This is a genomic window from Pseudomonas sp. LBUM1655 (assembly GCF_059716085.1).
The window spans coordinates 1974521-1988060 of sequence record NZ_CP166801.1; the positions used below are offsets into that span (position 1 = coordinate 1974521).

A 13540-nucleotide genomic window follows, 5' to 3' on the forward strand; every position below is an offset into this window, starting at 1 on the left:
TTCATTATTCCCATCACGTGTCAGGTATTTTTTATGTCGCTACGCATCTGCATTCTGGAAACCGACATCCTGCGTCCGGAACTGGTCGATCAATATCAGGGTTACGGACAGATGTTTCAGCGCCTGTTCTCGCAGCAGCCGATTGCCGCCGAGTTCACCGTCTACAACGTGATGCAGGGCGAATACCCGAGCGATGATCAGACTTTCGACGCGTACCTGGTCACCGGCAGCAAGGCCGATTCGTTTGGCACCGATCCTTGGATCCAGACCCTCAAGGACTATCTGTTGACCCGTTACGAGCGAGGCGACAAATTGCTTGGCGTGTGTTTCGGTCATCAACTGCTGGCGCTGCTCCTCGGTGGCAAGAGCGAACGCGCCACGCAAGGTTGGGGCGTCGGCACTCACAACTACAAACTGGCGGCCAAAGCGCCGTGGATGAGCCCGGTGCGTGAAGAACTGACGTTGCTGATCAGCCACCAGGATCAGGTGACTTCGCTACCGGAAAACGCCACGGTAATTGCTTCGAGCGATTTCTGCCCGTTTGCGGCTTACCACATCAACGACCAGGTGCTGTGCTTCCAGGGGCATCCTGAGTTTATTCACGACTATTCCCGTGCGCTGCTGGATCTGCGTCAGGAAGCGTTGGGCACGCAGATCTATAGCAAAGGCTTGGCCAGCCTGGAGCAAGAGCATCATGGCGCTACGGTGGCGGAGTGGATGATGCGCTTTGTGGCGCACAAGCCTGAAGCTAAAGCCGTTTAAAGTCTGATGCGGAATTTGTGATGAGGGAGCAATCCCTCACCACAGAATTACAACCACCCTGACTTCTTGAAACTCGCCCACAAACTCACACACCCCACCGTAATAAACCCCAGCACGGCAAAATAGCCGTAGTGCCAGCTCAACTCCGGCATGTTCTGGAAGTTCATTCCGTAAATCCCCGCTACCGCGGTCGGAAACGCCAGAATCGCCGCCCATGCCGCAAACTTGCGCTGCACCACGCTCTGCCGTGACGCTTCCAGCAACACTCCGATCTCGATGGTCTGGCTGGCAATGTCGGCCAGTGTCGTCAGGTCTTCCATCTGTCGAGTGACGTGAATCTGCACATCGCGAAAGTACGGGCGCATGTTCTTGTCGATGAACGGGAAACTCAGCTTCTGCAGTTCCTCGCTGATTTCCACCATAGGGGCTGCGTAACGGCGCAGGCGCACCACATCACGGCGCAGGCCATGGAGTTTCTGTACGTCGCGTTCATTCAACGCACTGCACAACACGTTGCGTTCCAGCTCATCGATCTCGGCATGGATCGCTTCGCCCACTGGCTGATAGTTCTCGATGACAAAATCGAGCAACGCATAGAGTACGAAATCTTCCCCATGCTCCAGCAGCAGTGGACGTGCCTCACAACGTTGGCGGACATGGGCGTAGGACGCCGAGTGGCCGTTACGCGCCGTGATGATGTAACCCTTGCCGGCGAAGATGTGGGTCTCGATGAACTGCAGAACCCCGTGTTCGCGAATGGGTGAGTAGGTGACGATAAACAAAGCGTCGCCAAAGGTTTCCAGCTTCGGCCGGCTGTGTTTTTCCAGAGCATCTTCGATCGCCAGTTCGTGCAGGTTGAACTGACGTTGCAGGTTGGCCAGTTCCTGAGCGTCTGGCTCTTCGAGACCGATCCACACAAAGTGCCCGGTTTTGGCGGCCCAGGCCGCGCCCTCATCGATGGCAATATTGGTGACTTTCTTACCCGCGCTGTACACCGCAGCGGCAACAACTCGACCCATGGTGGTGGTTCACTTCTTCTTGGCAGATGGCAGGGAATACAAGGCATCAGCTTAGCCGTGTCGCTGCTTCAGAGTCAGTGAAATCTGCACAGTTCACCCGGCAAAAGAAAACCCGCACAAGGCGGGTTTGCTTTTCAGGCAGCTTGCAGTTGCCGATCCATCGATTCGATGCACTCGCGCATCTGTTCGCGGCACTGGCTGATGAGCATCGGCATGTCATCCATGGTCAGTCCTACAGTAGGAATTGCCGGGAGTGAACGTATGAGAATTTTCCCGCTGCGCCAGCGGTTCAGTCGCATATGTTTGACGTAACTGCTGACACACACCGGAACGATCGGCACGCCAGCGGCAATTGCCATCTGGAATGCGCCCTTCTTGAATGGCAGCAGCTCTTCACCGAGATTGCGCGTGCCTTCCGGGAATACCCAGATCGACGTGTCTTCGTTCTGCAAGGTGTTGGTCGTGGTGAGCATCGACTGACGCGCCTTTTGCGCATTCCCACGATCGATCAACACGTTGCCCGCCAGCCAGAACAGTTGCCCGAACAGCGGCACCCATTTCAAGCTTTTTTTACCAATACAGACGGTGCGGCGCGGCACCACATTGCCGAACACGAACAGATCATAGTTGGACTGATGGTTGGCGATGATCACGCAACTGTCGGGTTTGTTCATCAAACCGCTGACATCGGATTTCACCCGCAGACGCAAAATGCACATGGCCGGCAGCGCGTAGAGGCGGGCGCACAGACGACTGTTGTCCGGATTGAATGGACGGCACAACCCGAGAATCACCCCAAGCATGCCAGCCAGAATAAAGTGCAGGCCCATCAACAACATACGAAACACAAACAGCATTTTCAGGCCCCACCGGGACAAAAGGTGGCGCAGTGTACGGATGTGCACTGTTTTCGGCAATTGCTGCTATAGAGTCCGGAGATAGCCGATGTTTAAGCGCATGTTTCAAGCTTGGTTGTCAGACCCGTCCTAGAGCTGCAACGGTATTTTCAACCAGGTGCGTAAGAAAAAGCCCGACACGACGGTCGGGCTTTTCTTGATCGCTGGAACCGGGTGCTTACCCCAGATGTTCCTGATCCTGAATGATCGCGTTATCCAAGGTTTCCAGCAGCACCTTGCGCACCTTCAATTTGGTGTTCTTGTGCGCCGTCATGTTGATCTTCTTCAACTGCCGTGCGGCGGCCAAGGCAGCACCTTGCAGCTCCTCGGCGGAAACCACCTTATCGAGGAAGCCAGCATCCACAGCGCTTTGCGGGTCGAACATCTCGCCGTTGATCACTGAACGGTGGAAAGCCGAACGACGCAGACGATCACGGGCCAGCTCGATACCGGCGTGGTGCATGGTCATACCGATCTGCACTTCATTCAGACCAATGCTGAACGGGCCGTCGACGCCGATACGGTAATCGGCGGACAGAAGAATGAATGCACCTTTGGCCACGGCATGGCCCGGGCACGCGACGATCACCGGGAACGGGTGAGAGAGCAGACGGCGAGCCAGCGTCGAACCGGCAGTCACCAGTGCCACCGCTTCTTTAGGGCCGGCGGTCATCACTTTCAGGTCATAGCCACCGGACAGAATCCCTGGCTGACCGGTAATAATCACGATGGCACGATCAGTCACCGCCTTATCCAGCGCCGCGTTGAACGCTGCAATCACGTCCGGGGAAATGGCATTGACCTTGCCATTGCTCAAGGTCAGGGTCGCGATACCGTCTTCGAGGTGGTAAGAAATCAACTCACTCATGACGCTATTCCTTGTAAGAAAGATGGGCAGACGTTACCCACCACCGCAGGCCAGGTAAAGCACCGTGACTGACCCGTCGGTCACCCTTTATCGGCTCATGCCCCGCAGACTGCTATCTGTCTTCTATATAGAAGGGGGCGTGCCCACCGGAGATTGGCCGGTTTGCCATGGCCTGTTGGCGGGGAAAACTGTTTTTTCTCTTAACCGCATGAAAATTCTGAAAAAAAGTTTGCCATCGGAAAAGCTTTCGACTACATTAGCGCGCCTCGACAGACAGAACATGTTTGAAGAGATACGGTGAAGTGTCCGAGTGGCTTAAGGAGCACGCCTGGAAAGTGTGTATACAGGAAACTGTATCGAGAGTTCGAATCTCTCCTTCACCGCCATATTCGATTACACAAAACCCCTGATTTCGAAAGAAGTCAGGGGTTTTGTGGTTTCTGGCGTCTGGATTTTGTTGGGTGTCTGCTGAAATCGGCTTAATCCTCGATTGAATTACAATCGCGGTTTTTATCTGCCTGAAAAAGGACTGTTTCCATGATCATCTCCACCACTCAAGCCATCGAAGGCCGTCAGATCACCGCCTATCTAGACATTGTCAGTGCCGAATCGGTGCAGGGCGTCAATGTGATCCGCGACATGTTTGCCGGCATGCGTGATTTTTTTGGTGGGCGCTCTCAGACGCTGGAGCGGGCGCTGAAGGAGGCGCGTATCCAGGCGACTGAGGAGATCAAGGAGCGAGCGCGAGCCTTGCAGGCGGACGCTGTGGTTGGGGTGGATTTCGAGATCAGTATGCCGGCCGGCAAGGGCGGTATGGTTGTGGTGTTCGTGACAGGTACTGCGGTGAAGTTGCGCTGATTATTGGACGGAACGTTGGGATTTGTGGATCTCGACGTTTTGACTTGTTGCCATCCGGTCTTTTGTAGGCCATTCGTCGGGCGTCAGCGTTTCTGAATAACAAGTCCAGGAATGACCGGCTAGTCTCAAAAGTACTGAAGGTCGATATTCTTTCAGGCAAAGAGCTTTGCCGGTGTCGACCCGTTTTGAAGGGGAAAAGGTATGACTGATCCGTATATCGAAGACGATGGCGCTGAATTTTCCTTCAACAACTGCGTGCGATGTGGCCAGACCGAGTACCAGTCGGGCTTTGGCGAGGATCCGGTGCAGACCGGCAAGATCAAGTCCACGGTACCTAAAGGGCCGAAGGCGAAGTTTTTACCCAGGATCGCGACCCGCGCCCGCAAGTAAGTCTTGCAACCCACAACCCCGTCAATGAGCGGGGTTTTTTGTGCCTGGCGCAACCAATAGGGGAAAATTCCTACGCGCGCAGTGTGGATGTAAACGCTTTTCACAAACTTTTCACGTCTGCCAAAGTAGGGTGAAGCCATCCGTTAGAAAGCAAGTCTCCAGCCCGTCTCCCCAGCGGGCTTTTTTTTGCCTGTCATAAAACCTTTTCCAGAATCGCTGTCCAATCGGCGCCGAGTGCGCGCAGTTCACTCATGTTGTCTGGACTTTTGCGCTCCGACGGCATTAAATCCCGGCCCTTTTTGTCATACCCATTTTTTGAGGTTTTTGTCATGCGTTTAACATTGCCTGCTCTGGTTCTGGGCCTTCTCGTTGCTCAAGGTGCGATGGCTGCCGGTGACGGCACCGCTGCGCTGGGCGGTGGTCTGGGTGGCGCGCTGGGTAACGTTGTCGGCCAGAAAATGGGCGGCAGCACCGGTGCTGCGATTGGTGCCGGCGTCGCAGGCGCCGCGGGCAGTGCAGTGGCGGCACGTAAAGGCAGCCGGACCAAAGCGGCCATCGGCGGTGGTGTCGGCGCTGCCGGCGGTTCGGTGATCGGCAACAGTCTCGGCGGCAAGAATGGCGCTACTATTGGCGCGGGCCTGGGCGGTGCAGCCGGCGGCGCGGTTGGCAGCAATCTGTCCAAAGGGCACAAGCGTCACTGAGATTGATTGCAGGTCAGAAAAGTCCGGCTCGATGTCGGGCTTTGCGTTGGTGAACGTTTTACCCGTAATCGTCTCCAATAACACATAAGCCCTGCATGGGCAGCCTGTCCCGGCTCGGGAACTGTGAGGTTCATATGCGTTTGTCATTATCTGCACTGTTTTTCGGATTGCTGGTGGCTCAAGGCGCAATGGCTGCCGGTGATGGTTCGGCCGCCGTGGGCGGCGGGCTGGGTGGTGTGCTGGGCAACGTGGTCGGCGGACAGCTCGGCGGCAGCACAGGCGCTGCGGTTGGTGCCGGTGTGGGTGGCGCGGCGGGCAGCGCCGTCGGTGCGAATAAAAACAATCGCACGGAAGCCGCCATTGGCGGTGGCCTTGGCGCTGCGGGCGGCTCAGTGATCGGTAACAGCCTGGGCGGTTCGACCGGTTCGGCTGTCGGAGCAGGATTGGGTGGTGCCGCAGGTGGTGCGCTCGGCAACAACCTGGGTGACGATGGCGGGAAGTCTCATTCCGGTGGTGGCCATAAGCATAAGAACAAGCATAAAAACAAACATCATTGATAGACGATTAAACAGAAACCCGGCCGTGTGCCGGGTTTTTCGTTTCTGCAGGTTCGACTCGGGAACGATTGGCAGCAGGGCCTTTCGAACGTCATACACTCCCCGACATCATGAGGTTTGCCATGACTCCCGAAACCGAAGGCAAGGAAGAAAAAGGCTCGAGTGGGCTGCCGTTTATCAATGATCCGGGGAATGAGGATCCGGGGTCGTTGATGGATGATGCGACGGTGCCGCTGATTGATTCGGATGATGAGTTTGATGGTGAGTTTGATGAGGAGGAAGATGAGCAGTGAAGGGTGGGTTTATCCCCCTATTTAAAACGCTAAAGGGCCTAGGTTAGGCCCCTTAGCGAGGTTTAAGACGTGATCCAATTTAAATAGAATGATCTTTGCTCTTCTGGGTTGTTCGTGAGGTTTTCTTCTTCGTAATCAAATATGAATACAACGTCTTCCAAAGAAGGTTTTTTACCGTGTACTAACTCGTACGCCTTTAAGCCGAGCGACATTTGGGACGACATACTCGATGGGTGCACATTGATTTTCGATCCCTTGCAGAAGAATCGTATATGCGGGTTGTTTTTTCTTAGTAATCCAAAGCACTTATAGAAATCGCGATCTGTATAAGTTTGGCTGCTTTGGTCTTCTAATCTTAGGGTTATAGATACCGCCGTGTCGTCACAGATGAGTTCGACTTCTTGTTTTTTATCATTTATTCCGACGGTAACTTTTATTTTGGAAATCATTTGCCTATTTGCCTGTATGGGTTTGGAAGGGAGTAGCCGAATTCTCTGCCGTCATCAATGATTATAGTTGCGCCAAGGATGTCTTCTCTTCTGATTCTGCCAGGAATGGCAACCTCCTGTTCTTTATCGAATTTATATGCGGCGCCTAGTTCCTTTTTGAGGTCGTGACCAGGGATCATTTTTAGTGTGTAGAGGAATCCGCTTTTTGTACCATATCCAGTAGCAAACTCTTTCCCCACTTCTCTAGACGGTGATGTGCTGATGAAGTTGCTGGGCGGAAAATCACTATCGATTGAGTGAAGCAGTAGGTCATTACTGTCACCTTTACTTTTAAATCCGTATTCAAAGATTTCTGAGGGATCCTTATTGTCGCCACGGTATAAATATTCATGGTTTGTTTGGGTGGTAGGGAGGGGGGGATCCTCACCACTTGGTACTTTTGCAGTTGGATCATTTGTCTTAAAGAATCGCTTACATCCATCCCCACCCGGACAATCACTCAACCCCAACGGATCCACCCACCCCGTCGGATTCGGCACGTACTGGTACTGATTCAACCCACCCGCCAACTTGATCGGGTCCGGCGTCAGATACCGGCCCAGCCGTGGGTCGTAATACCGATGCCGGTTGTAATGCAGTCCACTCTCCGCGTCGAAGTACTGCCCCTGAAACCGCAGTGGCTGGTCGAGGTATTCCTCGGCGGCGAGGGTCAGCGCGGCGACTTTGCCGTAGGCGTCGTATTGCGCCGACCAGACGATTTCGCCGCTGTAGTCGGTGAGTTCCTGCGGGGTGCCGAGGTGGTCGAGTTGGTAATAGAACGGGCAGGCCTTTTTCGGGCCTTTGCCGTCGAGCAGGGCCAGCGGGCGGAAGGTGCCGGGTTCGTAGACGTAGCTGCGGTGATGGGTTTGGCTGCTTTCGGCGACGAGGTGATCGCCTTGCCAGAAGAACTCGGTGGTGGCGCCGTCGACGGTTTTGCTGATGCGCCGGTTGAAGGCGTCGTAGCGGTAACTGGCGGTTTTGCCGTCGGGGCGGGTCAGGCCGATGAGGCGGTGTTGGCAGTCGTAGCGGTATTCGGTGATGAGTTTCTGCGCGGTGCCGCGGCGTTCGCGGATCAGGTTGCCGAAGGCGTCGTAGTCGTAGTGGCGGTCGCCCTGCATCAGCAGGCGGTTGCCCTTGATTTGCGTCGGGCCGGGGCGATCCTGCATCAGCAGGTTGCCGGCCGGGTCGTGGGCGAAGGATTCCGGCAGTTCGTCGCGCGAGTGGCGCACTCGGATCAAACGGTCGAGAGCGTCATAGCCGTAGGTGCGCTGGCCGTGGCGGGTGTCGGCGATGTGCTCGAGATTACCGTTGGCGCTGTAGGCATAGTCGCGGCGATACAGCGAATCGTGCTGATGGCCTACGGCGTGGGCGAGTAAACGGCCCTGATCGTCGTAGGTATATTCGCTGAGCAGCAGACCTTGCTGGCGTTGTTGCTCGCGACCGGACTGGTAAACGTGGCGCGTCAGTGACGCGCCGTTGAGGTCGATGGCTCTGAGTGCACCGCCCTTGGCGTGGTGGTAATCGAGTTTGCTGTTGTCCGGCAGGCGCATGCGTTTGAGCTGGCCGCAGGCGTCGTAGGTGTAACGCAGGGTGCCCCAGCCCTGATGCTCGGTGATCAGGCGATCTTGCAGGTCGTACTCAAAGGCCAGGGGATGCTTCTGACCGTCGTCGACGCCGGTCAGTCGGCCGAGGCGGTCATAGCGGTATTCGACCTTGATCCCGTCGGGCAGGGTTTTGACCAGCAGGCGGCCGGCGGTATCGCGTTCGTATCCGGTGACCAACGTCGAGCCGTCGTCGCCAAACTCGATTTTTTCCAGCAGGTGACCGTTGAGGTCATAGGCGTAGCTCGTGCGCCGACCGTCGAAGCCGGTTTCCTGTCGGATCAGTCCGGTCGGCGTGTAGTCCAGACGGTACTTTTCGCCGGACTCGTTTTCGATTTCCGTCAGCAGCAGCTGCGCATGGTCGTAGCGGTATTGCACCCGCGTACCGTCGGGGTTGATCCGCCGGGAGACCAGATGCAGGTCGTCGTCATACTCGTAACGGGTGATGCGGCCGAGTTCGTCGCGTTCGGCGGTGACCTGGTTGTAAGCGCCGTAGCTGTAGGCGCGCGTCGCGCCTGTAGGAAACGTCGTCTGCACCAGACGGCCCACGGCGTCCCAGTGCTGACGCGTGATCGCGCCGTGTTCGTCCTGACTGGTGGTCCGTCGCCCCAGCGCATCGTAGGAAAAGCGCCGCACACCGCCATCGGGCAGGGTTTCTTCGACCAACTGGCCGAGAGCGTTCCAGACCAGCACATGCCGACTGGTGTCCGGATAGCGGATCGACAGCAACTGCCCGCGCGCGTCGTAGTGGTAATGCGTGACCTGCCCGTCAGGATCAACCGCCTCGGTAACATCACCCTGGGCATTGCGCCGGTACGTCCACACCGCCTCGCCGCGAGAGCGGCTGTGCAGGAAACCGTTGCGGTATTCGTAGGACGTTGGCTCATCGTCCGGTGGAAGCAGCGCAATCAGGCGTCCGACGTCGTCGTATCGGTATTCGGTGACCGCGCCGAGCGGATCCTGCTCGGCGATCAAACGCCCCGCGTCGTCGTAGGCCTTGAGGTGCTCGCCACCGTCGGCCTCGACCTTGCGCACCAGCCGCGCACGGTCGTCGTGCACGTAGGTTTCTTCGGTGCCATCGACGTAATGCACCGCGACGCTGCCGTTGTCATCCCAGACGTAGCGGGTGTCCATCTGCGAGAACGACGCCCAGTGCCGCACGCAGCGCGCCGATTTTCCGGCCCGTTCCCATTCCCAGAAAAAACTCGCGCCACCGGTCAACTGACGCTGGAGGATGACGTGCTGATCGTCGTAGTCGTAACGCTCGCTGTCGCCAACGGCGTTACACGCTTCGATCAGGTGTTGATAAGCGTCGTAGCGGTAACTGACGAGGGTTTGTTCGGCGTGCCAGTCACCATCACAAAACGTTTGGTAATCGACGGCCACCAAATGCTGGCGGTCGTAGCGCAGTAATAACGATCGACCCGCCCCGTTATCCAGCCGCTCAATACGATCCTGACGATCCCGAGAGATGCGCAGACGATTGCCATACCCATCACTGACCGCCGTCAGCCGCCCGGCCCGAAAGTGATAAAACCGCGCCGTGTCCCCCGCCAGCGCAAGAATCAGTTCCTCCGGCTCATCCCCGAGAAAAATCGCCGCCCGCGACAGACTGTTGTGAATCGCCGGCCGTTCAGCACTCGGCACTGGAAACCGCGTGCGCCGGTTCTCATGGTCGACCCAAACAACAAAATCGCCGTCGAACTCCAGCCGATGCGCCAGCGAATGGCTCCAGCCAAACCCCAGCCCGACATCGATTTCGGCCGCGCTGGTGCGATACAAGCGGGTGAAATCGAACGGCAGCAATCCATTGAGCGTGCCGTCAGTCAGGGTCAGCAGTTCCTCACCGGTGACCATCGACACCGGGCAGCCGTTGGTGCAGGTCGAGGGCACGCAGTCGGCGCTGTCGCCGTTGGGGTTTTTCGCTTGATCGGAGGCGTCATCGCGTGGCTCATGGCGCTCCATCCGGCTCATGCCATGCGACTTGTCCCGTGCGAGAGGCGCCGGGTTCGGCACCGTCAACACCAAGGAATCCGCCTGACGAATGTTCAGCGGTATCGACGGCGTCGGTTTCAACTCAACGTCACGCACATTGAGCATCAGTGGTTTCAGTGCGCTTGCGTGCTTGCTCAGTTCGGGCGCAGAGCTCAGTTCCGCCAGGCGCAACGCAGAAGCCGCCAGCCATTCCCGCGCGCGTGGCGATTTGATCTTCGCGAGCACTTTGCTGCTCAACCGCAGTGGCACGCCGACGCCGCCCGATACCCGCATCAACAGAAAGCTGATTAACAGTTCGACACGAACCTCGGCTACCACCTCCGCGAGGTACTGCGGTGGCAGCATCCTCAGCCAACTGGTGAAGGCCGCCAGATGAATAAACAGCAGCGGCTCGTCGCTGAGGATCAACAAACCGTTGGCAATGGCTTCGCTGGACGCCTCCAGCAAAGCGTCCAGTTCGACCTCGGTCAGGTACTCCAGCAGCTTTTCGCTGTTGGCTTGCAAGTCGGCGAGCAGGGCGAACAGTTGCTTGATGTCATCCCAGACACCGTGCAGGGCCTTCTCGACTCCGCGCCAATCCGCCTGTTGCAATTGGCCGTAACGGTCGAGAAATCCGGCACTGGAGAACTCTGTCCACAGTGGCTGAAACCCGTCCCACTCCTGGCGCAACCAGACTTCCAGCCCGTCGAGCATGCCTTGATAAGAGGCATACAGCGCTTGCACATGCTGGCTGGAAACATCGGGAAAGAAGGTGATGCGATAACGCTGGCCCCGGTCGCAGTCGGTCACCTCCAGAATGCCGCTCGGTCCGATTTCATAGTGCTGCGGGGCGCCGAAGGTCAGAACGCCGCCGACATCGGACATCACCGGTTCGAGCGTCAGTGGGGTGTTGCCGATGGGGACGAAGCGCGCAGCCTCGAACATGTGCACCAGGGTCAACGGGCCGCTGGCGGGGCACATGAATACGGATGAACTGATGGGTTTACGGCTTTTGACTGGTGCACTGAGGTGAACGTCGTTGCCGACTCTGAACACCTGCTCGATGTCCAGCATCGACCCCGTCCAGAATTGTTCGGCCCAGGCGTCGTAGTTGTTCAGGCACAGGCGAAACTCCCGGATCAACGTTTCGAAGTCCGGGTGTTCTGGATTCAGGGCGGCAACCACCAGCAGGCCGATGCTGTTGTTCAAGGCCAGAAGCCGATCGGTTTGGAACATTCGCAGGCACTCGCGCACGTCAAAAGAGGTGCGCGGACTTTGCGGGGGATCAAAAAGTAAAGAAGTCGGGCAAGTAGGGGATGTCTGTAGGATTTTTCGCTAAATACTCACGAGTCGTTCCGCGCCCCAGCGGACATTGCCCGTTGCTCAATGCCCATTGCGCTCGTTATGCTGCTGAACCCATTAATCAGATCCGAGCAGCGGCGCTATTCGCCGCCCGGGATGTCTTTGATAACGGATCCGATGATGAATGCACCGCTGAAGGCGTTCGGCCCGATCAAGGCCGTGATTTTCGATATGGACGGTTTGCTGCTGGACACCGAGGGCATTTACACCGAGGTCACCTCGCTGATTGCCGGGCGTTACGGGCGGACTTTCGACTGGAGCATCAAGCAGAACATCATTGGCCGCGGTGCCAACGATCTGGCCAATTACGTGGTGCAGGCGCTTGATCTGCCAATTACCGCCGAAGAGTTTCTGGTGATCCGCGAGCCGCTGATGCGTGAGCGTTTCCCCTCGGCGCAAGCGATGCCAGGCGCGGAGGAACTGATTCGCCACCTCAAGGCGCACAACATTCCAATCGCTGTGGGCACCAGTTCGTCGCGTCAGTCGTTCGGTCAGAAAACCACGTTGCACCGCGACTGGTTCGCGCTGTTCGATTTCATCGTCACGGCGGACGATCCGGAAGTGGGTGCAGCCAAACCTGCGCCGGATATTTTCCTCACGGCGGCCCGGCGTCTGGGTGTCGCGCCCGAGGATTGTCTGGTGTTCGAAGATTCGCCGTTTGGCGTGACCGCGGCGAAAGCGGCGGGCATGACCGCCATCGCCATCCCGGATGCCGCCATGGCCGATGAAAAATACGCACACGCCGACGGGATTCTTCGCTCGTTGAAAGCGTTCACCCCGAGCGCTTGTGGTTTGCCGGCGTTGGAGTGGGCCTGATCGGGCCATAAAGCTTTAAACAAAAACGCCGCCCCTCAGTTAAAAGAGGGGCGGCGTTTTTCGTACAGGTAACTCAGTCAAATCAGGCGCCGAAACCACCGTCGATGGTCAGGCTGGCACCGGTGATGTACCCGGCTTCCGGGCCTGCCAGATAAGCGACGAAACTGGCGATTTCTTCGGCTTTGCCGTAGCGACCCACGGCCATCAACGGAATCAGGCTTTCGGCGAAATCACCGTGCGCCGGGTTCATGTCAGTGTCGACCGGGCCAGGCTGCACGTTGTTGATGGTGATGCCGCGTGGGCCGAGATCGCGGGCCAGGCCTTTGGTCAGGCCGACCAGCGCCGATTTGCTCATCGCATACACACCGCCACCGGCGAAGGGCATGCGGTCGGCGTTGGTGCTGCCGATGTTGATGATTCGCGCGCCTTCGCCCATGTGTTTGGCGGCTTCCTGGGAGGCGATGAATACGCTGCGAATGTTGATCGCCACGGTCTGGTCGAAATCTTCCAGTTTGAAGTCTTCCAGTGGGGCGACGGCCAGTACGCCGGCGTTGTTGACCAGAATGTCGAGGCGGCCAAAGGCTTCGACGGTGGCGCTGACCGCATGGCGGATGGCAGCGGCGTCGGCGCTGTCAGCCTTGATCGCCAGGGCTTTGCCGCCATTTGCGGTGATGCTGTTCTGCAACTCTTCAGCTTTTGCGGTAGAGCTGACGTAGGTGAAGGCAACTGCAGCGCCTTCAGCGGCCAGACGTTTGACGATCGCGGCGCCGATACCACGGGAACCGCCTTGAATCAGAGCGACTTTGCCGCTGAGGTGTTGAGTGGTCATGTTCGATCTCCAGAATATTCAAGGCGAGATGCCTTGTTGTTGGAGCCGAGTATCGACCTCTGATCCACAACCCACTAGCCCATGATTGCTATAGTCTGTGTAAACCAAAAGTTTACAGTGGCGACC

The 13540-nt window shown here is 57.3% G+C and carries 13 protein-coding genes and 1 tRNA gene; 9 read left to right on the plus strand and 5 right to left on the minus strand.

Annotated features, from left to right (window positions below; genetic code table 11):
• Positions 1-33 precede the first annotated feature (33 nt).
• A complete protein-coding gene (locus ACA074_RS08900; RefSeq protein WP_489878642.1) occupies positions 34-762 on the plus strand; it encodes an amidotransferase in 729 nt (242 codons plus the stop codon).
• A gap of 47 nt (positions 763-809) precedes the next feature.
• On the opposite strand, the gene ACA074_RS08905 is transcribed toward ACA074_RS08900, so the two are convergent.
• From ACA074_RS08905 to ACA074_RS08915, 3 genes are all read right to left on the minus strand, one after another.
• Positions 810-1781: a magnesium and cobalt transport protein CorA gene (locus tag ACA074_RS08905; protein ID WP_187680097.1), complete on the minus strand. Its 972-nt coding sequence runs from the start codon at positions 1779-1781 to the stop codon at positions 810-812.
• A 134-nt stretch (positions 1782-1915) separates the two neighbouring features.
• Positions 1916-2638, minus strand: a complete 723-nt coding sequence (locus tag ACA074_RS08910) for a 1-acylglycerol-3-phosphate O-acyltransferase (protein WP_187680098.1) — start codon at positions 2636-2638, stop codon at positions 1916-1918.
• Between the two features lie 217 nt (positions 2639-2855).
• Positions 2856-3545, minus strand: coding sequence for a crotonase/enoyl-CoA hydratase family protein (locus ACA074_RS08915; RefSeq protein WP_497678801.1), 690 nt, complete (start codon positions 3543-3545; stop codon positions 2856-2858).
• A gap of 64 nt (positions 3546-3609) precedes the next feature.
• On the opposite strand from ACA074_RS08915, the gene ACA074_RS08920 reads away from it, so the two are divergent.
• The 7 genes from ACA074_RS08920 (at position 3610) to ACA074_RS08950 (ending at position 6344) form a co-directional block, all read left to right on the plus strand.
• On the plus strand, positions 3610-3846 hold the full coding sequence (locus ACA074_RS08920; protein WP_497617207.1) for a hypothetical protein: 237 nt from the start codon (positions 3610-3612) through the stop codon (positions 3844-3846).
• A tRNA-Ser gene (locus ACA074_RS08925) sits at positions 3842-3931 on the plus strand. Before ACA074_RS08920 ends, ACA074_RS08925 begins: the two co-directional genes overlap by 5 nt.
• 151 nt (positions 3932-4082) lie before the next feature.
• Positions 4083-4403: a YbjQ family protein gene (locus tag ACA074_RS08930; protein ID WP_187680100.1), complete on the plus strand. Its 321-nt coding sequence runs from the start codon at positions 4083-4085 to the stop codon at positions 4401-4403.
• A gap of 201 nt (positions 4404-4604) precedes the next feature.
• Positions 4605-4793, plus strand: a complete 189-nt coding sequence (locus ACA074_RS08935; RefSeq protein ID WP_187680101.1) for a hypothetical protein — start codon at positions 4605-4607, stop codon at positions 4791-4793.
• A 329-nt stretch (positions 4794-5122) separates the two neighbouring features.
• Positions 5123-5494 carry a bacteriocin gene (locus ACA074_RS08940; protein WP_489878644.1) on the plus strand — a complete coding sequence of 124 codons (372 nt, stop codon included), beginning with the start codon at positions 5123-5125 and terminating at the stop codon, positions 5492-5494.
• A gap of 134 nt (positions 5495-5628) precedes the next feature.
• Positions 5629-6051, plus strand: a complete 423-nt coding sequence (locus ACA074_RS08945; protein WP_187680103.1) for a glycine zipper domain-containing protein — start codon at positions 5629-5631, stop codon at positions 6049-6051.
• Between the two features lie 122 nt (positions 6052-6173).
• Positions 6174-6344, plus strand: coding sequence for a hypothetical protein (locus tag ACA074_RS08950; RefSeq protein WP_497678802.1), 171 nt, complete (start codon positions 6174-6176; stop codon positions 6342-6344).
• A 445-nt stretch (positions 6345-6789) separates the two neighbouring features.
• Here ACA074_RS08950 and ACA074_RS08955 read toward each other — a convergent pair whose 3' ends face one another.
• Complete coding sequence (locus tag ACA074_RS08955; protein WP_497678803.1) at positions 6790-11643, minus strand: RHS repeat-associated core domain-containing protein; 4854 nt, start codon at positions 11641-11643, stop codon at positions 6790-6792.
• A gap of 246 nt (positions 11644-11889) precedes the next feature.
• Here ACA074_RS08955 and ACA074_RS08960 point away from each other — a divergent pair, with 246 nt between their 5' ends.
• Positions 11890-12585: an HAD-IA family hydrolase gene (locus ACA074_RS08960; RefSeq protein WP_187680107.1), complete on the plus strand. Its 696-nt coding sequence runs from the start codon at positions 11890-11892 to the stop codon at positions 12583-12585.
• 82 nt (positions 12586-12667) lie between these two features.
• Here ACA074_RS08960 and ACA074_RS08965 read toward each other — a convergent pair whose 3' ends face one another.
• Complete coding sequence (locus tag ACA074_RS08965; protein ID WP_497678804.1) at positions 12668-13414, minus strand: 3-oxoacyl-ACP reductase family protein; 747 nt, start codon at positions 13412-13414, stop codon at positions 12668-12670.
• Positions 13415-13540 lie beyond the last annotated feature (126 nt).

What these genes read in the sequence shown, in the direction of transcription:
- ACA074_RS08910 (WP_187680098.1), bottom strand. Translation starts at nt 2,638, where the DNA reads ATGCTGTTTGTGTTTCGTATGTTGTTGATGGGCCTGCACTTTATTCTG.
- ACA074_RS08950 (WP_497678802.1), top strand. Translation starts at nt 6,174, where the DNA reads ATGACTCCCGAAACCGAAGGCAAGGAAGAAAAAGGCTCGAGTGGGCTG.
- ACA074_RS08930 (WP_187680100.1), top strand. Translation starts at nt 4,083, where the DNA reads ATGATCATCTCCACCACTCAAGCCATCGAAGGCCGTCAGATCACCGCC.
- ACA074_RS08935 (WP_187680101.1), top strand. Translation starts at nt 4,605, where the DNA reads ATGACTGATCCGTATATCGAAGACGATGGCGCTGAATTTTCCTTCAAC.
- ACA074_RS08965 (WP_497678804.1), bottom strand. Translation starts at nt 13,414, where the DNA reads ATGACCACTCAACACCTCAGCGGCAAAGTCGCTCTGATTCAAGGCGGT.
- ACA074_RS08945 (WP_187680103.1), top strand. Translation starts at nt 5,629, where the DNA reads ATGCGTTTGTCATTATCTGCACTGTTTTTCGGATTGCTGGTGGCTCAA.
- ACA074_RS08960 (WP_187680107.1), top strand. Translation starts at nt 11,890, where the DNA reads ATGAATGCACCGCTGAAGGCGTTCGGCCCGATCAAGGCCGTGATTTTC.
- ACA074_RS08905 (WP_187680097.1), bottom strand. Translation starts at nt 1,781, where the DNA reads ATGGGTCGAGTTGTTGCCGCTGCGGTGTACAGCGCGGGTAAGAAAGTC.
- ACA074_RS08940 (WP_489878644.1), top strand. Translation starts at nt 5,123, where the DNA reads ATGCGTTTAACATTGCCTGCTCTGGTTCTGGGCCTTCTCGTTGCTCAA.
- ACA074_RS08955 (WP_497678803.1), bottom strand. Translation starts at nt 11,643, where the DNA reads ATGTTCCAAACCGATCGGCTTCTGGCCTTGAACAACAGCATCGGCCTG.
- ACA074_RS08900 (WP_489878642.1), top strand. Translation starts at nt 34, where the DNA reads ATGTCGCTACGCATCTGCATTCTGGAAACCGACATCCTGCGTCCGGAA.
- ACA074_RS08915 (WP_497678801.1), bottom strand. Translation starts at nt 3,545, where the DNA reads ATGAGTGAGTTGATTTCTTACCACCTCGAAGACGGTATCGCGACCCTG.